Source organism: Streptomyces sp. BB1-1-1 (genome assembly GCF_031597775.1).
GTDB lineage: Bacteria > Actinomycetota > Actinomycetes > Streptomycetales > Streptomycetaceae > Streptomyces > Streptomyces thinghirensis.
The window spans coordinates 168,075-187,785 of the sequence record NZ_CP134203.1 but is presented as its reverse complement, the minus strand read 5'-3'; the positions used below and the strand labels follow the sequence as shown (position 1 = coordinate 187,785).

The following is a 19,711-nucleotide window of genomic DNA, read 5'->3' as shown; positions in this document are numbered from 1 at the left end:
CCTCGTTCCGTTCGGCGAGCTCAAGTCGCCCTAAAGGGTGTTGCAGAAGGCCGCGATCACGCAGGTCGGAGTGGTATTCGGGCGTGTGTGATCACGCGGCGAGGGCGAGGTTGTGCATGCGGGCGACGGCCTGGACGGTGTGGTGAGGCCGTCGCCGTGTTGCCGGCAGTCGCGGAGGATCTTGTAGTTCTTCATGCGGGAGAAGGGGTGCTCGACGCGGGCGCGGACCTTGCGGTGCTGCGCATTGTCCTCTTCCTCGCCTTTCAACAACGGGCGTCCGGGGCGCTTGCGGTGCGGGACGATCAGTCCGGTGTTGATGTAGGCGCCGTCGCCGATGCCCGTCACGCCCGCGTAGTGCGCGGCCAGGCCGGAGTCCCGCCAGGCTTTCGCGTCCGCCGTGTTGCCAGGCACCGGCCGGGCCGCGGCCACCACCAGACGCGTCTCCGCGTCCACGATGACCTGCACGTTCGCCGAGAACCGGGTAGTTCTGGGACGACGTGCCGACCTTCGGTCGCGGACCGGGACGAGAGTGCCGTCGACGATCCACAGCCCCTCGACTGCGTCCTGGGAGGTGCGGGCCGACTCGAGCGCGAGCAGCAGGCCGAACCTTTGGCCGACCCGCGGCCCGGTGAACGTCTCCACCCACACCCGCTCGACCCACAACACCCCAGCCACACAACGGATATGCCCAGATCGCGGCGTTCTGCAACACTCTGTGAAAGGGCCATCTGACCTGAATATTCCCTTGCGAACGGGCAGGTGCACATCTTTCCGATGACGCATCGCGTGGAGTGCGTGGCGATTCTGGAGCCTGCCGAAAGGGGACGCTGAGCTGTATTTGACGCTCGTCCTGATGGCGTGTCAGGTGGGCGTTCTCGCAGGGCGACGGTGGCCCCGTACAGCGTGAGCTGTACGGGGCCACCGCTCTGCCGGCGAACGCGCCACCGCGGATCCGTCACCGTCCATCATGTGACCAGCAGGGGCCGCCGGTCGTCCGGCCGGGTCTCAGCCGCTGGAATCGGCGGCCGGACGCGCACGGAGAATCACTCCGGTGGACAGCAGCGTCGACGCGAGTACCAGAGCGAATGTCGCGGCGATCACCGTGACCAGGATCCACGGGGAGCCGCCCGGCAGCGCGGAGCCGAGGATGCTCAGGCTCAGCGGCACAAGTGTCGCGGCGGCAACGAGCAGGCCGAGGAGCAGGCCGGCCAGTGAGATCATCAGCGCCTCCACCGTCATCATCCGCAGGACCTGCCGGCGGGTGGCGCCGACCAGACGCTGGAGCATGAACTCCCTGCGCCGCTCCGTCGTCGCCTGGATCTGCGTGTTGAGCAGGGAGATGACCGAGTAGCCGACCACCACGCCGAGGACCAGATACGCCATCCACGCCTGGGTGTCGTCCGACTCTGCCTGTACGGCTCTGAGGGTCGCCCGGTCGGAGAGGTGCAGGCCGGGGTGACGATACGTCAGCTTCGTGAGCTCGGCGCTCAGTCGGCCGATGTCGGTGTCCGGGGCCGCGCTGACCAGGATCGTCGGGACCAGACCCGCGTTGGTGCGGCCGACCAGCAGCGATGCCGGAACCAGGGCCGTCTCGTAACCTCGTTCTCCGTCCACCGTGGCCACCAGCCGCAGCTGTACCCGGCTGCCGTCCCCGAGCCGCATCGCGACCGTGTCGCCGATTTTGTGGCCCTCCGCGGCGCGGGCCGGCAGGGCGACCGAGTCCCCGTGCAGCGCATCGAGGTCACCGCTGGAGGCGCGAAAGGCCGTCGTATGCGCGGCTCCCTGGGGGGTGATGCCCTGGAGGGAGAGTTCGGTGGGCTGCGGGCCCGCCGATTCCTGCTCGCCCTCCGACGCCCCTTCGTCCGGGGCGCTCGGGCCGGCCATGGGCTCGTCGGGCTCCAGGTAGCCGACGCTGGGAATCTGCGCGGTGGCCGCGGCAACGCCCGGCAGCTCCCTGATGGCGTCGATCGTCGACAGCGGCACCCCGCCGGAGTCCGAGGTGACCACCAGATCGGCCCGCAGGCTGTCGTCGAACGCCTGCTTCGCGCCGTCCGACTGAGTGGTCCGCAGGTAAGTGAGCCCGAGGGCCAGGCCGGAGGCGAGCATGACGGGCAGCGCCGCCGCCGTCAGTCGGGTGGTGCGCGCCTTGGCGTTGCGGGTGGCGAGGTGGCCCGCCAGCCCGAGCCAGCGTTCGGCCGGACGGCGCAGTGCGGCGATGACGGCCCGTACGAGCACCGGGCCGAGGAGCCCGAAGCCGGCTGCCCACACCATGGCCGCCGGGGTGGCCACTCCCGCCGCGTCGGGCCCGGCCGAGGCGGCCGTGCCCATCGCCAGCGCGATACCGCCGGCCACGCACAGCAGCCCCACGACCAGCCGGAAGCGGCTGAACCAGCGGCGCTGGAGACCGGCTTCGGCGAGCGCCTCGGTCGGCCGGGTACGCACCGCGCCCTGCGCAGTGATGAGGGCCGCGCCGATCGCGGTGAGCAGCGTGGTAGCGGCGCCGACGATCAGCGGGACGGATCCGGCGCGGTACACGATGGCGTCGGGCACCGCGCCCGCGTCGCTGAACGCGGTGAGCAGCCACCGGCCGAACGCGGGACCGGGCAGGCAGGCGAGTGCGGTGGCGAGTACGGAGAGGACCATAGTCTCGCCGAGGATCAGCCGGCGCAGTTGCCCCGGGGTGGCACCGATGGCGCGCAACAGGGCTATTTCGCGGCGCCGTTGCTGGACGGAGAGGCCGAGTGTGCCGGAGACGACGAAGATGGTGACCATGGCCGACAGCCCGCCGAAGGCCGCGGCCAGCGGGACCAGATCGCTGCCGTCGGCGAGGACCGCTGGATTCTCGGCCCGGCCGCGGTCGTCGCCGGTCAGGACGGTGATCTGCTGTCCGGCGGCCCACTGTCCCGCAGCCGGCTGCCGGACGACCTTGTCGCGTACCCGCTCCGCGATCTCCTGCCAGTCGGTCCCGGCGGCGGGGAAGACACCGATGCTGTCGGTCGTGCCGGGGTGACCGGAGGCGCGGGCGGCCTCCGCGTCGGAGAGGAAGACGTGCGCGCCGTCGTCGGGCCCGGTGGCCAGGCCGGAGATCTCGAAACTCCTGGCCTCGCCGCCCGTCGCCAGCTGGACGTGCTCGCCGGGCCGCAGCCCGACCCGCTCGGCGAGGTCGGCGCCCAGGACGATCCGGTCGGACCCGGTGGGCGCGGTGCCGGCAGAGAGGCTGTACGGTGCGAGCCTGGCGGACGACCAGCCGTGGCCGGTCACCTTCGTGCCGGGCGTGCGGGCGAGGTTCGTGCCGGGCGTGTGGGCGAGGCTGGCCGGGAACGACATGTCCTTCACAGCCGTGGCGACACCCGGCACCGACTGCAGCTCCTCGGCCAACTCGTTCTTCAGGCGGAGGCGTTCGGGGAAGACGAGTTCGCGCTCGGTGCCGATGTAGCGCTGGTCGCCGGTGACCACGATGGGCGCCGCGGCCAGCCGCGCGGGCGGGGCCGCGTTGTGCACCCCGGTCTCCAGCAGCCCGCCGCAGCCGATCACGATCGTGGCGCCGAGGAAGAGTGCGATGAACGATGCGATGAAGCCGTACTTGTGGAAGCGCAGGGTGCTCAGCGCGATCCTGATCATCGCCGGCCCCCGAGTCCACGCGCCGTGACCCGTACGGCGGAGCGGGGGACCTGCCGGGCGGCGGCCCGCTCGTCGTCCCAGGCACCGAGGTGCGTCATCTGAGCGGCCACCTGTTCGACGGTCGGCCGGTCCAGGGAGCCGGCCAGCCGTCCGTCAGCGAGGAACAGCACGCGGTCGGCGTATGCGGCGGCCACCGGATCGTGGGTCACCATGACGATGGTCTGCCCCGCGTCCTCCACGGCCTCGCGGAGCAGCGACAGCACCTCACCCGCGGTACGGGTGTCCAGCGCACCGGTCGGTTCGTCGCCGAAGATCACGGCTGGACGGGTGATCAGGGCCCGAGCGATGGCGACGCGCTGCTGCTGGCCGCCGGAGAGTTCACCGGGGCGGCTGTTGCGGCGGGCGCCGAGGCCGACCCGGCCCAGTACGTCGTCGACGGCGGCCCGTTTCGGACGGATCCCGGCCAGTCGCAGGGGCAGGGTGACGTTGTCGACAACGGTGAGCGCGGGCAGCAGATTGAACGACTGGAAGATGAAGCCGATCCGTTCACGGCGCAGCTTGGTCAGCCGGCGTTCCTTGAGGCTCCCGAGGTCGGTTCCGTCGAGCCGTACCGTCCCCGCCGTGGGGCTGTCGAGTCCGGCCGCGCAGTGCAGGAGGGTGGTCTTGCCCGAACCGGACGGGCCCATCACCGCGGTGAAGGTGCCCTGTTCGAGGCGGACGCTGACGCCGTCGAGGGCGGTGACCCGGTTCTTCGGCCCGCCGTAGAGCCTGCTCACCGAATCGAGGCTGACGACCGGCTCCCCGCGCTGCTTCCGTGTCTCGTTCATGGTGTTCATGCTGGCCGTCGGGGTACGGGCGCCAACAGGCTCGACAGGTTGAACTCCGTATCCACCGGTCGGTGGACACCGCATCGGTCACCGGGGGGACCGCGGCCGGCCGACGGCGGTACGCGGCAGGGTGGTAGGCGCTACGGCGTGACGCGCCGGGGCGGTTACGTGGTGGGGCGGGAGGCGCGCGAGTCCCGCCTCGGGCGTACCAGTAGGCCCTGTTCCAGCGCCACGACCACCGCATGGGTGCGGTCGCTGACGTCGAGTTTGGCGAAGACGCGCAGCAGATGGGTCTTCACCGTGGCCTCGGCGATGACCAGCCGCCGGCCGATGTCGACGTTGGAGAGCCCGTCCGCCACCGCGTGCAGGACGTCCGACTCCCGCGCGGTCAGGGTGACCTGGGCCGGGCGCCGCATCTGGGCGACGAGGCGCGCCGCGACCTGCGGCGCCAGTACGGTCTCGCCGCGGGCTGCCGAGTGGATGGCGTCGACGAGCTGGTCGCGGGTGGTGTCCTTGAGCAGATAGCCGATCGCCCCGGCCTCGATGGCGCGCTCGATCTCCACATCGGTGTCGTACGTGGTGAGGATCAGCACTCGGGTCGCGGACCGTGCGGCGACGATCTCGGTGGTCGCCTCGACGCCGTCGAGTACGGGCATCCGCAGATCGACGAGTGCGACGTCGGGGGCGAGGGAGGCGACGAGTGCGACGGCCTCCTTGCCGTTGCCCGCCTCACCGACGATAGCGATGCCGGGGGCGCCGGCCAGTAGCGCGGCGACTCCCGCGCGCATCACGGTGTGGTCGTCCGCCAGGACGACACGGATCGGACCCTCGTCCTCGGACATGCGTCACTCCTGACCGGTCGTGGATACGGGCGTGCTGGGTGCCTGGTACGTCGCGATGGTCGCAGCCGACCCAGGCATGCCCGCTGTCACCGGTGACCCCGCTGTCTCCAACGCCTCCGCTGTCTCCAGCGTGCCGGACGCCTCAGGAGCCGGGAGCGAGGCGAGGACGCGCGTCCCGTCACCGACAGAGCTGGTGACCGTGAGTTCGCCACCCATCTCCGCCAGCCGCTTGCGCATCCCGTTCAGGCCGAAGCCGAGCGACTCCTCGACCACGAAACCACACCCGTCGTCGGTGATCTCCAACTCGATGACCTCCTCGTGCCGCGCCAGGACGACGCCGACCGCTGAAGCGGCGGCGTGCTTACGTATGTTGGCCAGCGACTCCTGCGTGCAGCGCAGCAACGCTATCCGCGCCGTCCGGTCGCAGTCGATGTCCGGCAGTTCCGCGCTGACGGCAAGACCGGTGTCCTCGGCGAATCTGTCCAGGGTCCGGCCGAGCGTCTCGGCGAGCGAGCCCGCGGCGAGAGTTCCGCTCGGGGCGGAGCCGACCAGGACCCTGGCCTCGGTGAAGTTCTCGCGGGCGGTCCGCTCGATGGAGAGCAACTGCTGGGCACGCCTGGCGGGATCGGAGTCGGCCGAGGACCGAGCCGCCTCCGCCAGCACGATGATGGACGCGAACCCCTGGGCGAGGGTGTCATGGATGTCGCGGGCGAGCCGCTCGCGCTCCTCCACCGCGCCCTGGCGCCGATACGCCTCCACGAGCCGCCGCTGAGCGCTCTCCAGCTCCGCGGTGAGCTGGGCGGCACGCATGTCGCTCTGTCCGACGAACCGGTGCACCCACAGCCCGAGAGCGGCCCCCGCCGCGAAAGCCGCGACGGTGACGACGTTGTTCCCTGTGAGGAACTGCGGGCTCCACCCCTGCGGCAGCGTCCCGCCGAACACCGTGGCCAGCGCGGCGAGTCCGCTCAGCACGACAGAGGAGCGGGCGTCGCGCGCGTAGATCCAGAAGAGCGGCAGCGACACGACGTACAGCGCGGCCGCGCCTTCCAGTACATAGGACGTCCCGCCCAGTCCCAGGGCGAAGACGCTGAGCACCATCAGGGGGCGGAGCGCGGGACCGCTCCGCAGGGCGAACAGGGCCCCGCAACAGAGCGCCAGCGCGCCCAGCACCCCCAGCGACCAGTACTTCCGCGCATCGGGGGAGTCCAGTACCGCGAGGGCCGTGGGCAGCAGGCCCAACAGGACCCAGGAGACGGCGTTCCAGCGGGCGAAGGAGGTCGCGTAGGGCCGGTCGTTCGCCCGCGACTTGGCAATCATGCGGGCAGCTTACTTTTTCCGCCCGGCTGCTCGGCGGCCGTGCGTTGAGCGGGGCCCGTGCAGCCGGTCCCGCGCGGCGTTCCCTTTGCTCCAGCGGGGTTCGTCCAGCGAGGTGAGCAGGACCAGCGGGATCTCGAGGGTGGTCTTGTGCGCGTATTCGTCGTAGAGCGGGAAGATGTTCACCATCTGGACCCACAGGAACGCGCGCTCGGCCGGGGACACGACGCGGGTGCGTGCGGTGAACCGGCAGGAGCCCGCCTGCCCCCCGACGTTGGGTTGCGCCTTGAGGTTCATGAACCATTCCGGGTCCTCCTCGGCGACGCCCTTGGAGGCAACGACGACGTACTCGTCGCCCGAGGTGCCGTAGATCAGGCAGGTGCGGCGAGGCGTACCGGTACGGCCGTCCGGTCGTGGCGAGCACGAGGGCGCGCACGCCGTCCGTGACTGTGCGTCAGTTGAGCAGGATGATGTGATGCAGGAGGCGGTGGCCGGCACGGCCATGCATCAGGCGCTTGAGGAGCTTGATCTTGGTGTTGGCACCCTCGGTGCGGCCGATGTGGTGGGGCAGGATGAGGGAGGCGTTGACGGCGGCTCGGTCGCGCTCCAGACCGTTCGCGAAGGAGTGGAGAAAGGGCAGGTCAGCGCTGCGGCTCCGGGTGATCCAGGCCGTCAGCTTCTCCGCGTTGCCCTCGCGCAGGATGAGGGCGCCGGCAAAGGCATGGATCTGGCCGGCCAGTACGGCCATCTCGGGGCAGGCGTGGGCGAGCCGGTCGCGCAGAGTGTGCTGGTCCTCGTCGAGGCGGTCGGGGTGGCGGGTGAGCAGGCCGGTGACCTTGCGGGGTGAAAGGGCAGCGTGGTCGGCCTCGACGCGGCCCTGGTTGATGTACCGGACCAGGAGGTTGGCGCTGCCGGTACAGCCCTGCTCGCGGATCTCCGCCAGCAGGTGGGTGACGGGGACGACCGGGTCTTCGTCTCGTCGTTTGCGCAGGTGGTCGCGGTAGGGATCGACGAGGCAGGCCCGGTAGACGGGGGCGCGGACCATACGGTCCGGCTCGCTGTGGCGAGCGTAGTGCTTGACCGTGCTGAGGGAGACGCCCAGACGCCGGGCGCATGCGAGCAGGCCGACGCCCTGGTCAAGGAGGTCATGGACCTGCTGCCACCGTTCCCGGATGGCGGCGGCGCGGTTGCCCTCGCGCAGCGGCGGGCCGAGCTTGCTCCAGCACGAGGCGTGCGCGCCGATCTCTTTCAGGGCTGTTTCGGCCAGGCCGTGCCAGAGGTGCCAGCGGTCGCCGACCTGCACGATCGTCGGGTCGGCGTCGGTGGTGGCCCGGGCGAAGGCCCCCGAGCCGTCGCGGCACACCACGCGGACGCCGGGATGCCCGCGCAGCCAGGCGGTCACGGTGGCCGCCTTCCGGTCGGGCAGCACGTCGACGCGCTGCCCGCTGTCGGCATCGATGATGATCGTTGCGTAGCGGTGCCCCTTGAGCAGAGCGAATTCGTCGATCCCGGCCACCACGGGCGGCGGCCGGTCCGGCAGCGCGATGCGCATCAGACAGTTCAGCGCCGTCGCGCAGGACAGGGTCTGGTGCAGCACCGCCGGCAGCCGGGCCGCGGCCGAACCCGCCAGCGCCACCGCGACCGCCTCGACGAGCCGCCGCAGAGCCGGGTCCGGCGCTGATAACGCTCCGTCAGCCCGTCGACCTGCTCGACGAACGTCGCCCTGGGGCAGGCGGGGTTCTCGCAGTGCAGTCGCCGTACCGGCAGATCGATATCACCACCGGCCGTCCGCCGACCGCCTCGTCCGCGACATGCCGCACGTACCGTGAGTGCGTCCAGTCCGACACTTGCCCGCACCCCGGGCAGGGCTGGGACGCGTCATCCCTGGTGAACGCGGTGATTCTCAGCATCACCGGGCTGGCATCCATACGCTCGATCCGTAACCCCTCAAGCTGGGGCAGCAGTTCATCAACAGTGACATCACACGTGAGCAGCCTGGCAGCAGCAGCCCCCTCCTCGTGGCAGATCACTGGAACGATCAACGCCTATTTGGAAGAGCCGGACGTCCGGTGTAACTCCCGATCAAGGAAGCTGCATCGGTGACCAGTAGGAACGTGTCCGCGTCGAAGGCCGTGGAGCCCACGAACGCTACGTCGCCGAAAGGCCGTGGAGCCCACGAACGCTACGTCGCCGAAAGGCCGTGAACGACCAGTTGATCGACGACGAGCCGGTGGGCCGCGCCCAGGCGGAGGGCCTGCAACTGACCGGCGCGGGCGGGCTGCGGCAGCAGCTGACCAAGCGGCTGTTGGAGTCCACCCTGGTAGGCGAGATCACCAACCACCTCGGCTATGACACGACGCGGCTGGCAAGAACGGCGGCAACCCCCGCAACTGCAAACGCCCAAGACTGTGCTGACCGACATCGGCCCGGTGGAGATAACCGTGCCCCGCGACCGCGACGGCTCCTTCGAATCGGAGACCGCCAAGAAGCGGCAAAGCGCCTGACCGGCGTCGACGAGACGGACCAGGCTGCGGGCGCCCGCTTGCGGCGCGGTTCACACAGAAACGGCACGAGAGCGGCCACCGGTTCGCGGCGGGGTCAGATCGAGGTGAGGAACGTCCGCACGCGCTCCAGCAGCAGCTTGGAGGCCTCCGCGTCGAAGGCATCGAGGGAGGAGTCGGTGAACAGGTGTTGTTCGCCGGGGTAGATGAACAGCTCTGCAGCCGATGCTGACTTGGCCAGCTCGCGCGCCGCGGGCAGGTCTTCGGCGAAGAACTCGTCGCCCTCCTTGCCGTGGATCTGCACCGGCACACTGTCGGGCCAGGACTCCCCGTACTCGGTGACGGGGATGCAGGAGTGCATCAGCAGTGCTCCACGTGCGCCGGGCCGCGTCTGCGCGAGCTTCTGGGCGATCATCACGCCGAACGAGAAGCCGGCGTACACCAGTTCCGGACCGAGGTCCTCGGCCGCCGCCGCACCACGTTCTCTGAGGGCGTCGAACCCGAATTCCCGCGCAAACCCCATGCCCTCCTCAAGGCCGGCGAAGGTGCGGCCCTCGAACAGATCCGGAGTGTGTACGGTGTGGCCGGCCCGCCGCAGGTCGTCGGCGAACGCCCGGACGCCGTCAGTCAAGCCCTGGACGTGATGGTAGAGCACAACCTCAGCCATATTTCGCGGTGTCCTTCACTTCTTGATCGACTGTTCCGACAACGCACCAGGACGCTGGGACCTCACTCAGCACCCGACCATCTCACAGCTCATGAGTGCGCGGCAGGCAGTTCACCTCCGTGCCCCGCAGGACGAGCGGCGGGTGCGCACGGACGGGCCGGTGCGGGAAATGCTGGTGACCGTCTCCCAGCACCGCAACATCTAACTGCACACCATGGCCCGACAACTGGTCGCCACGACGGTCGAAGACCGCATGCCCCTGCCGGTACGCCGGGCTCTGGGTCAGACCCTGTGCGCCCGCCGCCACGGGTGAAAGCATGGCCCGGCTTCATACATCACCGAGCCTTTTCTGACGGAGTGGGTGGGTAGTTGGACGGAGGGGCGGTGTCTGGACGTGAAGAAGCTCCTGGTAGACGGGTTCACGACCAAGATCGCCTGTCCAACCAGGAGCTTCCGCGTGCTTGTCTACCCGTCCGGCATCGATGTGTCCACCTCGACCCTGCGTTACCTGTCCGCCCGCCTGCGGGCACGCCGTCAGGAACGCGGAACACGATGGCGCCGCGTGAGCGCGGGCCGCCAGGCCCTGCTCGTTCTCGCGCACCTGCGCTCCGACCATTACCTACGCCGAGCTCGCCGCTGGTTTCGGCGTCGGTACCGCCATCGCCTACCGGTACATCGCCGAGGCCATCGATGTGCTGGCCGCCCTCGCACCGATCCTCGCCGAAGCGATGAAGACCGCCTCCACCAAGGCGTTCGTGCTCCTGGACGGCACGCTGCTGCCGATCGACAGGATCGCCGCCGACCGGCCCTTCTACTCCGGGAAACACAAGAAGCACGGCATGAACGTGCAGGTGATCGCCGATCCAGCAGGCCGACTGCTGTGGGCCTCACCCGCAATGCCTGGCGCTGTCCACGACGTTCGCTCGGCCCGTGAGCACGGCATCATCGACGCCCTGGAGGAAGCAGGTGTGGCGTGCTGGGCCGATAAGGCTTACCGAGGCGCCGGCGGCACCGTACGCGTGCCCTACTGGGGTCGCTGGGAGACGCTGACTGCAGGTCAACAGGCCGTCGACCGAGCCAACGCGAAGATCCGTGCGCTCGTCGAGCAAGCCATGGCCACCCTCAAGACCTGGCGCCTCCTGCGCAAGCTCCGATGCTCCACCACCCGCTCACCAGCCTCGTTCAGGCTGTCCTCACCCTGCACCTGACCTGCTCAAACTGAGGTCGATAGACGCTTACTGTTGCGGCTCTCGGGTGCGGGGCTGAATCTCGGCTGTGTGGTTACCGTGAGAAATCAAAGCTGCCGTCACTTCTCCATTCGATGAGCACTCGGCCATCAGACAGGAGATAGACATCTCCCACGTGGCTGAACCCTACGAGTTGATCTTTGGTAGAAAACTTGGTGCGCTGCACAGCATTTGCGTACTTCTTGGGCAATGCGCGGGAGGCATCAGGAGTGAAGTGTAGAGGGGGAGGCCCCCTCACCCCCGAACCCACCAGCGACGAATGATCTTGCAAAATACTCCGTAAATGCTTCCCTCTCGATGATCTGGTAGTCGTCGTATCCGGTTATGTAGTGGCCGGATTCCACGGAACGTCGTGCGCGCGGAGCATGGTCCAGCCACTCGGGTATGCGCTCCAGTAAATCGCGTACGCCAATCCGGTCTCTGATGCGATTATCTCGGTACCGACACATGCGGCAGATGACGGTGACGCTGACCTGCTTATCAGGAGACGCATGCACAACGATCGCGGCTTGTTCTTCTCCGCCCTCTTTTGTCCCTGCGGGTCGTCATCTCCGCAGATCTCGCAGGCCGCTGACTGCTCTGCGCCAGGTGTTGTACCGGAAGGGCTCCGATGGTCGACGTCGCTGCGAATGACCAGTGCGTACGTGGTTAGGCCAACACATAGGAAAAAGGCGATCCAGCTCCCAACCTGCACCGTTGTCACGATGCGGTGTTCCCCAGGTGGTAAGGACAGCTCGATCGCGTGATCCGGGTCGCGGAGAGTACGTGTCATAGAAGCTCCATGACGTGATTGGGGTACCGACTTCAACCCCTGTCGCGAGACGATCGCTTCCTACTGTGCAGTCGGCACGCTCGGGGCCGCAAGACGGGCGCCGGGGCGACTCCGGCTGATGCGGGATCAGCCTGGTGGACAGGCTGGGGCGGGGGGGAAAGATGCTGCAAGCACCAACCGGATCACCGACATCTTGAAGGCCATCGTCGCCCTCCATCACGCCTCAACCTGAGGTTGGAAAAGGCTCACTGCGACTATGGCTTCGCTGAGGCAACGCAGAACTCATTGCCCTCCGGGTCGGACATCACGATGTGGTGTCCGTCGAACTCCTGCAGGACCTTCCCACCCGCCTCCACCATGCGCTCGGACTCTGCCTTGATCCGCGCCCACCGCTCCTCAGAGCTGCCGTGTCCAGGCACCCGGACGTCGATGTGGAGCCGGCTCTTTGCCGTCTTGGGCTCCGGGACTTTGAGGATGGACAGGCGCGGGCCGACGCCATCGGGGTCGCAGAGCCACGCACCGTCGTCCTCAGTGTCATCCTCCGGGAGGTCGAACTGCGCAAGCCACTCCTCGCGTGTCTTGAAGGGAGCGGGCGGGGTCTCGTCAACGTAACCCAGTGCCGTCTTCCAGAACGCAGCAAGGAGCTGTGCATCCGCGCAATCAAGTGTCAGATCGATTTGGGCTGCCATGGCAGGACCGTACAGCGCACCTCTGACAATGCTCCACGACCAACAGAGCGGCCATCTCCGGTCCGTCGTGATCGGCCGGACACGAGCTAGCGCCGCGTCAGGCAACGTTTGCCTTGTCGACGGCCACGCGTAGGCGGCGGTCGTCGGCGTGGCGGTTTCGCCAGATGATGTAGCGGCGGATCATGCTGCCCTGTTCCTTGTGGCTTGTGTGGTCGGTGCCATCGAGGGTGAAGTAGCGCAGGGCGGTGAACTGGGCCTCGATGTGGTTGAGCCAGGAACTGTGGGTCGGGGTGTAGGCGATCTCGACGTTGTCCTCCGCGGCCCAGGTGCCGACTCGTTGGCACCTCTTCGTGGTGAGGTGCGGGGAGAAGCTGTCGCAGACGATCGCGATACGGACCTGGGGTGGGTAGAGGGTGCGCAGGTAGCGGCAGAACTCCAGGAACTGGGTGCGCTTCTTGACGGGCTTGATGTGGCCGTAGAGCTTGTTCTTGGCCAGGTCGAGTGCGGCGAAGAGGTGCCGCACTCCGTCGTAGCGGTTATAGGTCGCCCGGCGCCTGCGACGGGGCTCTCGGTCGGGATTTTTGTGCCTGCCGCCTTGTTCGGCCCACTGCCGGCCCGAGTGGGGCACATCAGGTTGAGGGGCCCGAGTTCGTCCATGCGGAACACGACTTCGGCTCCTCGGGCTCGGGTATGACCTCGGCGTCGGCGATCGCGTAGAGGTGCTCGACGCGGGCCTTCTTCGCCGCGTAGTCGGGGTCGCGGGAGGTCTTCCAGGTCTTCAGGCGTTGAAAGGTGACGCCTTCCTCGCGGAGTAGATGAGCAGGCCCCCGTGGCTGATGTCGTCGACCACCTCCTCGGCAACCAGGAAGTCTGCCAGTTTGGCCAGGCTCCAGGTCGAGAACGGCAGGTCGTGCTCGGTGGGTTTGGACTTCGCGATCTTCTTGATCTCGCGGCGTTCGGGAAGCGTGAAGGTCCTCGGGCGTCCGACCTTGTACTTCGGGTAGAGCAAGGCGAAGCCGTCGGCGTTGAAGTTGTGGATCACGTCGCGGCCCCGGTCCGCGCTGGTGAACAACACCTCGGCGATTCTCGCCACCGGCATCCCTTGCGCGGACAGCAACACCATCTGAGCCCGTCGCCAGGTCACCATCGGCCCCGAGCCCTTGCGGATGATCCGCAGCAGTCTTGCGCCCTCGTCGTCATAAATCTCGCGGACGTGCACTCGTTCAGCCACCCGAACAGCATGCCGCGACCACGTCACCCCAGACGACACCGGGGGCGGCGCGTCACATCTAGGCGAACGTTCTCTGACGAGGCACTAGGCGCCCCGGTCACAGCACTAGCTCGGAGAGGTACGAGCAGCCGAATGTCGCAGAGTTGGAACACTGCGTCTTCACCAGTGAAACGTGCTTAGTGCGGGTATGGAGTCTGCCTACTCTGACCCTGAAACCGGCGGATGAAGTCCGACATCACTGCAGCGACGGGAGCGTTACGGGCGAGGATGGCCGCGGTCGCTTCTGGTACTCCCTCGGGGCGTTGGCCTTCGGCGTAGGCCCGTACCAGGGCGTAGCGGCCGTCCCGGTTTTGTTTCGAGTACCCGTGGAGGGCGGTGACCAGCCAGTTGACCAGGTATGTAGCGGTGTAGTGGCGGTCGTAGGTCTGGTGCTGGTCGAAGAAGGCGATCTCTTCCGGTGACAGGTCGAAGTCGGACGAGACGGCAAGGCCGTAGTCCGCGAAGTAGAGACGCCGGCCATCGGTCAGGATGTTCTCGAAGTGGGCGTCGAAGTGCAGGAGCCCGCGGCTGTTCATGAACGAGGTCCCGGCCTCCAGTGCCGACTCCACCATGGTGGCGGCCCGGTCAGTGCTCTCGTCTCCTGCTTCGATCTGCGCATCGAGCCACTGGTGCAGGTTCTGTGGGATGTACTCCAAGAACAGTGCGACGCTCGCCGAGGCTTCCTGGAGGGCGTGAATCCGCCTGCGCACCTGCGGCGCGTCGCCCCAGTAGGCGACGGCCCGTTCGATGTCGGCCAGTTCTTCGGGAAGTGGCGCTGAGTCCGGCAGTACCCGCCAGTGGTACATCAGGGGAAAGCCCTCATGCTCCGCCTCGAGCACCCAGTTCGTCGTCATGGTGTGCACCGCGAGCTCACGCCAGGCTCCGAAGCCCGGACCTCCGATGGCACCGACGCCGTAGTGACAGAAAACCGGCAGATCGAACAGGTTCGCCGTGGACTCGGCGTGCTCAAATTGCCTCTCCAAGTCGGTGAGGGGCACGCGCTTCACGAAGACCGGAGTGCCGGCGACTTCCACCAGGGCCGACTTCCCGCCGATGCCAGACCCGACCGGCAGTGCCGTCTTCAGGAACGCGTGCAGAGCGTGGTCACTGTGCGAGGCGAGGAACGCAGCGACCGCCCGATGAGCAGTCAGGCGCGCGCCGCGCGACATGTCTGGACACTTCACTGCGGCCTCCCCTGGGTGCCCACCTCAGTCTGCACCCGCACGAATAGTGCAGTACCAGATCACTGCCTCTTCACCAGTAAAGCGGGCTTAATTGCACCCCGGCCAGCGCGCTCCGGCCCGCGCAGCAGTCAGCGGCGGTAGCGGCGACGATGCGGGACAGGTGTTCCAGCGGCTCCAGATGCCGGGCCGTGCCCACAGGAGCGGTGCGCCCAGGGTTATGGGCGGCTCCGCGCCGGACTGATGCGGCTGTGAACGAGGAACCGGGCGGGTGTGTCACCCGGAGCGGGCCGGAGGTCGATCGTGGCGGGACCGGCGAAGGTGTATCCCTGTTCGGTGGCATGCCGGCACACCTGGTGGACGAGGACGGGCGCCCCTGGCAAGGGGCTCTCGGCAAGCTGCCGGTGGATTGCCGGGGGAAGTTCGACGACGAAGGCGTTGGGCGCCACGATGTGCTGTCGGCCGAGGAGCAGGGCTTTGTCGTCGCACTGCCTCTTGAGCCTGTCCACGACTTCGCCCCGTCCTGGCTTGGCGGGAAGCAGGCGGCCCCATGCATGCGTTGCCCAGCGTTCCATGGCGCGTTCGCTCGTGCGTAAGAGTCTCATCGGGGGCGCCTGCGCCGTGGTCTGTCGCGCAGGCTCACCCGCAGGAGTGGTGTCGGCTGGGCAACCGCACGGCAGACACAGAGCGTTGACGGCCGGCGGTGGTCACCGTGGGAGGGTTGCGTGAATGGTTTTGCCAAGCCCGGGTCCGTGGGTGATGGCGATGCTGCTGGTGAGGCGGCGGACCATGTGCCAGCCGAAGCCGCCGGTGCCGCCGTTGAGGTCAGGAGTCCGTTCTCGCGGGGGCGTGGGGTTGGGGTCGCTCATGGCGACGTGCAGCGTGTCCTGGTCGGCGTGCAGGCGCATTCGGTAGCGGCCGCCGCCGTGCCGGAGTGCGTTGGTGGCCAGTTCGGACACCACCAGGGCGAGAGTTTCCGCTGTCTCGGCCGCCGGGGCCGGTTCGAGGTTGTCGGCGAAGGTGCGGGCCACCTCGCGGGCGCGGGGGACACCGGCAGGGCTGTCGTCCTCCACCACCACGGGCCTCGCAGCGGACGCGGTATGGGTTGTTTCCGTCTCGCTCATGCGCAAAGCACCCCGTCTGGTCGGTTGCACTGCTGAGTCGGGCTTGTGCCCCCGCGATCGGTCTTCAACCAGGCAGGTACTCCTTCCGAGTGCAAAAGAGACAGAATCCCCGGGGCCACGGATGGAGTAAACCTGTTGTGTCCGCTGTAGACATTGGCGTCGCCTCCGGCTAACGTTTTCGTCGTAGCCCAGAAGTCGACGGGCGCGGCAGAGACGAACTGCCGCGCGGCAGGTCAAAGGAGATGGCACGGCAGCGGAGTGGCGGAGCCGGAAGTGGCGGGTTCCTCCACTGGCTGCCGGGCCGAGCGGCCCCAGGGGCCGCACAGCAGTACCGCGCAACCCAGCAGTACAGACGGATCAACCGAAACAGGTAAGGAGCCGAACGCCATCAGGATCGCCCGGGCCAGGCAAGACCGCCCGGGTACCGCAGGCCCCGGATTGGAAGGTGGTCCCCGGTCACGCATCCGCGATCCCCGCAGCCCCGCCCTCCCAGGCGGACCGCAGCGGACAAAGAAAACCGGCTGACGTCAGCCGGCAGATGGTGTTGAAAGCTCGGGGCCCGGGCGCCAGTCGGCGCCCGGGCCCCCCGACGCGTCCACGGAAGAAGAGGTCTATGCCCCCTCGCAGTACCCGCCCCGCCACCCCTCTCGATGACGACGACTACCCCGCCTACACCATGGGCCGAGCCGCCGACATGCTCGGCACCACCCCCGCCTTCCTCCGCGCCCTCGGCGAACACCGCCTCATCACCCCACTGCGCTCCGAAGGCGGCCACCGCCGCTACTCCCGCTACCAACTACGCATCGCCGCCCGCGCCCGCGAACTCGTCGACGCCGGCACCGCCGTCGAAGCCGCCTGCCGGATCATCGTCCTCGAAGACCAACTCGAAGAAGCCCAGCGCATCAACGAGCAACTACGCACCCAAACAAACTGATCAGCTTGAGCGCGCCGGGCATACACGAACCTGCCGACCGGCCGTGTTCGGACGCACCGCCCACCACCATCCAACACCGGCTCATCCAGTCCGTTCGCTAGGACGCTCGCGGGGCTGCCGACCGGGGCAGGGAGATGGCGCGGAAGCTGTCCCAGATGGTGATTCCCGCCATGCGGCCGCGTTTCCAGAACCTCTACCTCCAGGAGTCTGGGGGCGGGAGCTGCCGTGCGGCGTTGATGAACAGTCCGCTGACCATGAACCGGACACCGTTGGCGATGGGTGTCGGCTACCGTTCGTGCTCCGGCGACCGCGGGCGGGGTGCCGCTCCAGGTGGTATGAGGTCCATGACTCTGTGCCGTCCACATGTGAACAGTGCAGGGTCCGAATATCTATTCTTCAAAGCGGGTGCAGGACTGTATCGAAAGTGGATCTTGCCGATCCGCTCGCCTTACTTCCGAGGTAATCGTCTAGGCGTGCCCACGCTGGCAGGGTTGGTGATCTCTCCGCGTCGGAGGATGCGGACCGGGACGGAGAGGTCGGCCATGTCCATAGCCCAGCCTACGAACACGCGCACTGTGGTTGAGGAGTTGTTGCGTAGAATTGGCGAGGGCGACCCCGAGCGCATCGCCGAGCTGTATGCCGAACAGGGCGATTGGAAGCTGGACTGGCCAGAGGCCGAGCATGGCCGTACTGCCACGCCGTGGATCCGTCACCGGTCCACCCGGGCCGACGCGGCCGCCCACTGTCGCGAGCTTGCCGAGTACCACGTGCCGGAGTATGTGGCGACTGAGGTCGAGCGTATCCTCATCGACGGAAGCGACGCGGTCGTGCTGGGCGAGATCCGTCAGACCGCCCGGCCCACTGGACGCGCCTACCAGGCGCGGTTCGCTCTGCACCTCACCGTCGAAGACGGCCTCGTCACCCGGCACCATGTCTACGAGGACAGCCTGGCCATCGCCCAGGCATTCGAAGCGGAGAAATGGTGAAGGCCACCGGGTCAATCGCGAAGACGGCGCTCACAGACGCTCGTTGATAGCCGCGACGAGGCCGGTCGCCACTTAGCGGACCGCCGGCTTGTCGAATCGGGTGGCGACAGCGCGGTGCTTCTTGAGGCGGTTGATCCCGCACTCGGCCGCGTGACGCTCACGGTAGTCGGCCGGGTCAAAACGACTGCCGTGTTCCCGGTGAGCGGCCGAGCCTGATACCTCGACGCGTACCTGTCCCGGCGACCAGGTCGGGTGCTGCCGCAAACGCCAGCGGCCGACCCACCGATACCAAGCCGGGGCCCGCAGCTCACTGTGCCAGTGGTGCGACGCTGACGCCGTGGCGAGGTGGTGAGCGAACCTTGGAGCCACTGGCCGACGCTGACCTGTACCGGCCCGACTGCCCTGCCTGGCCGAGCCGTGCCCGGCCGGAGTGGCCGACCTCTTCTCCCGGCCGGGCGCGCGACATCCTGGGGGCCGTCCTCGCAGACCTGGCATGATCGGATCGGTCGCGGGTATGCGCGGATCGTGGTGTACTTGCCTGTTGAACTCGTGCGACAGGTGACGTCTGCCCTCGTTCGCGCGGGTTTTCAGGTACTCGGGGACGGTGAGGCCGACCGGCCGGGTTTGCGGGTGGTCGAGATTCCGGCAGGCGCGGTGGTCACGCACGACAACCGCTTCGGCGCGGCCGTCGAAGCTGGATCCGTTCACGCTGCTGATCGACGAGATCCTGCTCATTGATCTGGACGCGACCAGGAAACAGCGCCACACCGTCACCCCGGATCTACCGCCGTCTGATCGACGAGCACTCCTCGTCCGAGGCGTTGCGTTGACCACTTGAACCCGAACCGAGGAGAGGGCGCAAGCGTCCTGCGAGCAACCGCGCGGTCCGGCCAGGGACTGAGAGTCCGGTGTTTATACCTTGCTCGCGACCACCATGTAGTTCTCGGCCTCAAGATCGAACGTGCTCAGTTCCGTTTGGAGTCCGACCCGGTGCAGCTCGGCTTCGAGTTCCTCGTTCCGGTAGGGCCAGCAGGACAGCAGTTCCGAGCGGACAAGAACCAACCCGGTCGCATCAACTTGCGCGATCGCAATCTCGATGTGGTGCTCCTCCTCCCAATGCGGCGCAATCTCCCAGCGGTAGACCACGACGGCATCGCGACCGTTCCGGCGGACGAGTCGGTCACTGATCTCCAGCCGGGAACCTCTGGCCCTCACGAGTTCCCAAGTGCGGGATGTGAGTACCAAGCGCCCGCCGGGGCGCAGAAGCCGTGACATCGACTCCAGAGCAGCACCCCTACCTGTCGCGCCCGCGGCATGGTGAAGCGAGTTGCCAACGCAGAACACCATGTCGAATGTGTTGTCCTGGAAATGGTCGGGCAACTCTTCCCAGTTCGCCCGTACGGCCCGGACGGATGCCCCGAACTCCTTGGACAACTCTGCAGTCCGACGAACCATCGCCTCGCTGGCGTCAGTTGCGACCACCTGCATGCCACGACCGGCGAGACCAACCGCCAACTGTCCGGTTCCGCACGAACAGTCGAGGACGTGAGCGTTCGACGGCAGGAGATCGAGGACGTCGTCGAACGACGCAGCGAACTCGGCTGGAGGCAACTTTGCATCCGAGATGAGCCATTCGTACACCTCGGCAAGCACGTCATAGCCTGTCACAATCACTACCTCCGTCACGCGGCAGACTCACGGTAGGACGTCAGCTCATCAGCGGAGCAAGCCGGGCA

Annotated in this window: 14 protein-coding genes and 4 pseudogenes; 4 read left to right on the top strand and 14 right to left on the bottom strand. The window is 67.8% G+C overall.

Features of this window, described 5'->3' with window-relative positions:
- Positions 1-91: 91 nt before the first annotated feature.
- The 7 genes and pseudogenes from RI578_RS00820 to RI578_RS00790 all read right to left on the bottom strand — a co-directional run.
- A pseudogene (locus tag RI578_RS00820) lies at positions 92-621 on the bottom strand (transposase family protein); the annotation flags it as partial.
- A gap of 384 nt (positions 622-1,005) precedes the next feature.
- Positions 1,006-3,621, bottom strand: coding sequence for an FtsX-like permease family protein (locus RI578_RS00815; RefSeq protein ID WP_310869196.1), 2,616 nt, complete (start codon positions 3,619-3,621; stop codon positions 1,006-1,008).
- Positions 3,618-4,448, bottom strand: a complete 831-nt coding sequence (locus tag RI578_RS00810; protein ID WP_399059202.1) for an ABC transporter ATP-binding protein — start codon at positions 4,446-4,448, stop codon at positions 3,618-3,620. Before RI578_RS00810 ends, RI578_RS00815 begins: the two co-directional genes overlap by 4 nt.
- A 164-nt stretch (positions 4,449-4,612) precedes the next feature.
- Positions 4,613-5,290, bottom strand: a complete 678-nt coding sequence (locus tag RI578_RS00805) for a response regulator transcription factor (RefSeq protein WP_310869194.1) — start codon at positions 5,288-5,290, stop codon at positions 4,613-4,615.
- A 3-nt stretch (positions 5,291-5,293) separates the two neighbouring features.
- The gene (locus tag RI578_RS00800; RefSeq protein ID WP_310869193.1) at positions 5,294-6,607 is read right to left on the bottom strand and encodes a sensor histidine kinase; all 1,314 of its coding nucleotides are present in this window, start codon (positions 6,605-6,607) and stop codon (positions 5,294-5,296) included.
- 9 nt (positions 6,608-6,616) lie between these two features.
- On the bottom strand, positions 6,617-7,108 hold the full coding sequence (locus tag RI578_RS00795) for a nitroreductase/quinone reductase family protein (RefSeq protein ID WP_310869192.1): 492 nt from the start codon (positions 7,106-7,108) through the stop codon (positions 6,617-6,619).
- Positions 7,059-8,568, bottom strand: a pseudogene (locus RI578_RS00790) (ISL3 family transposase). Before RI578_RS00790 ends, RI578_RS00795 begins: the two are co-directional and overlap by 50 nt.
- Before the next feature lie 444 nt (positions 8,569-9,012).
- Here RI578_RS00790 and RI578_RS42640 point away from each other — a divergent pair.
- Positions 9,013-9,108: a transposase gene (locus tag RI578_RS42640; protein ID WP_399059199.1), complete on the top strand. Its 96-nt coding sequence runs from the start codon at positions 9,013-9,015 to the stop codon at positions 9,106-9,108.
- 94 nt (positions 9,109-9,202) lie between these two features.
- Here the strand turns inward: RI578_RS42640 and RI578_RS00780 are convergent, their stop codons facing one another.
- Positions 9,203-9,772 carry a dienelactone hydrolase family protein gene (locus tag RI578_RS00780; protein WP_310869190.1) on the bottom strand — a complete coding sequence of 190 codons (570 nt, stop codon included), beginning with the start codon at positions 9,770-9,772 and terminating at the stop codon, positions 9,203-9,205.
- 457 nt (positions 9,773-10,229) lie between these two features.
- Here RI578_RS00780 and RI578_RS00775 point away from each other — a divergent pair.
- A pseudogene (locus tag RI578_RS00775) lies at positions 10,230-10,994 on the top strand (IS5 family transposase).
- A gap of 1,051 nt (positions 10,995-12,045) precedes the next feature.
- On the opposite strand, the gene RI578_RS00770 reads toward RI578_RS00775, so the two are convergent.
- From RI578_RS00770 to RI578_RS00750, 5 genes and pseudogenes are all read right to left on the bottom strand, one after another.
- On the bottom strand, positions 12,046-12,480 hold the full coding sequence (locus RI578_RS00770; protein ID WP_310869189.1) for a VOC family protein: 435 nt from the start codon (positions 12,478-12,480) through the stop codon (positions 12,046-12,048).
- A gap of 97 nt (positions 12,481-12,577) precedes the next feature.
- Positions 12,578-13,711 (bottom strand): annotated as a pseudogene (locus RI578_RS00765) (IS630 family transposase).
- Positions 13,712-13,887: 176 nt separating this feature from the next.
- Entirely contained in the window at positions 13,888-14,919 is a 1,032-nt protein-coding gene (locus tag RI578_RS00760) for a protein kinase family protein (RefSeq protein WP_310869188.1), read from the bottom strand.
- A gap of 230 nt (positions 14,920-15,149) precedes the next feature.
- A complete protein-coding gene (locus tag RI578_RS00755; protein ID WP_310869187.1) occupies positions 15,150-15,536 on the bottom strand; it encodes an FhaA domain-containing protein in 387 nt (128 codons plus the stop codon).
- A gap of 102 nt (positions 15,537-15,638) precedes the next feature.
- On the bottom strand, positions 15,639-16,055 hold the full coding sequence (locus RI578_RS00750; RefSeq protein ID WP_310869186.1) for an ATP-binding protein: 417 nt from the start codon (positions 16,053-16,055) through the stop codon (positions 15,639-15,641).
- Positions 16,056-16,668: 613 nt separating this feature from the next.
- Here RI578_RS00750 and RI578_RS00745 point away from each other — a divergent pair.
- Positions 16,669-16,989 carry a MerR family transcriptional regulator gene (locus RI578_RS00745; protein ID WP_310869185.1) on the top strand — a complete coding sequence of 107 codons (321 nt, stop codon included), beginning with the start codon at positions 16,669-16,671 and terminating at the stop codon, positions 16,987-16,989.
- 542 nt (positions 16,990-17,531) lie between these two features.
- Complete coding sequence (locus RI578_RS00740) at positions 17,532-17,975, top strand: nuclear transport factor 2 family protein (RefSeq protein ID WP_310869184.1); 444 nt, start codon at positions 17,532-17,534, stop codon at positions 17,973-17,975.
- Between the two features lie 912 nt (positions 17,976-18,887).
- Here RI578_RS00740 and RI578_RS00730 read toward each other — a convergent pair.
- Complete coding sequence (locus RI578_RS00730) at positions 18,888-19,643, bottom strand: class I SAM-dependent methyltransferase (RefSeq protein ID WP_310875627.1); 756 nt, start codon at positions 19,641-19,643, stop codon at positions 18,888-18,890.
- Positions 19,644-19,711 lie beyond the last annotated feature (68 nt).

Excerpts from the sequence above, each read along its gene's own strand:
- RI578_RS00815 (WP_310869196.1), bottom strand. The coding sequence starts at position 3,621 with ATGATCAGGATCGCGCTGAGCACCCTGCGCTTCCACAAGTACGGCTTC.
- RI578_RS00810 (WP_399059202.1), bottom strand. The coding sequence starts at position 4,448 with ATGAACGAGACACGGAAGCAGCGCGGGGAGCCGGTCGTCAGCCTCGAT.
- RI578_RS00805 (WP_310869194.1), bottom strand. The coding sequence starts at position 5,290 with ATGTCCGAGGACGAGGGTCCGATCCGTGTCGTCCTGGCGGACGACCAC.
- RI578_RS00800 (WP_310869193.1), bottom strand. The coding sequence starts at position 6,607 with ATGATTGCCAAGTCGCGGGCGAACGACCGGCCCTACGCGACCTCCTTC.
- RI578_RS00795 (WP_310869192.1), bottom strand. The coding sequence starts at position 7,108 with ATGGCCGTGCCGGCCACCGCCTCCTGCATCACATCATCCTGCTCAACT.
- RI578_RS00780 (WP_310869190.1), bottom strand. The coding sequence starts at position 9,772 with ATGGCTGAGGTTGTGCTCTACCATCACGTCCAGGGCTTGACTGACGGC.
- RI578_RS00770 (WP_310869189.1), bottom strand. The coding sequence starts at position 12,480 with ATGGCAGCCCAAATCGATCTGACACTTGATTGCGCGGATGCACAGCTC.
- RI578_RS00760 (WP_310869188.1), bottom strand. The coding sequence starts at position 14,919 with ATGTCGCGCGGCGCGCGCCTGACTGCTCATCGGGCGGTCGCTGCGTTC.
- RI578_RS00755 (WP_310869187.1), bottom strand. The coding sequence starts at position 15,536 with ATGAGACTCTTACGCACGAGCGAACGCGCCATGGAACGCTGGGCAACG.
- RI578_RS00750 (WP_310869186.1), bottom strand. The coding sequence starts at position 16,055 with ATGAGCGAGACGGAAACAACCCATACCGCGTCCGCTGCGAGGCCCGTG.
- RI578_RS00745 (WP_310869185.1), top strand. The coding sequence starts at position 16,669 with ATGCCCCCTCGCAGTACCCGCCCCGCCACCCCTCTCGATGACGACGAC.
- RI578_RS00740 (WP_310869184.1), top strand. The coding sequence starts at position 17,532 with ATGTCCATAGCCCAGCCTACGAACACGCGCACTGTGGTTGAGGAGTTG.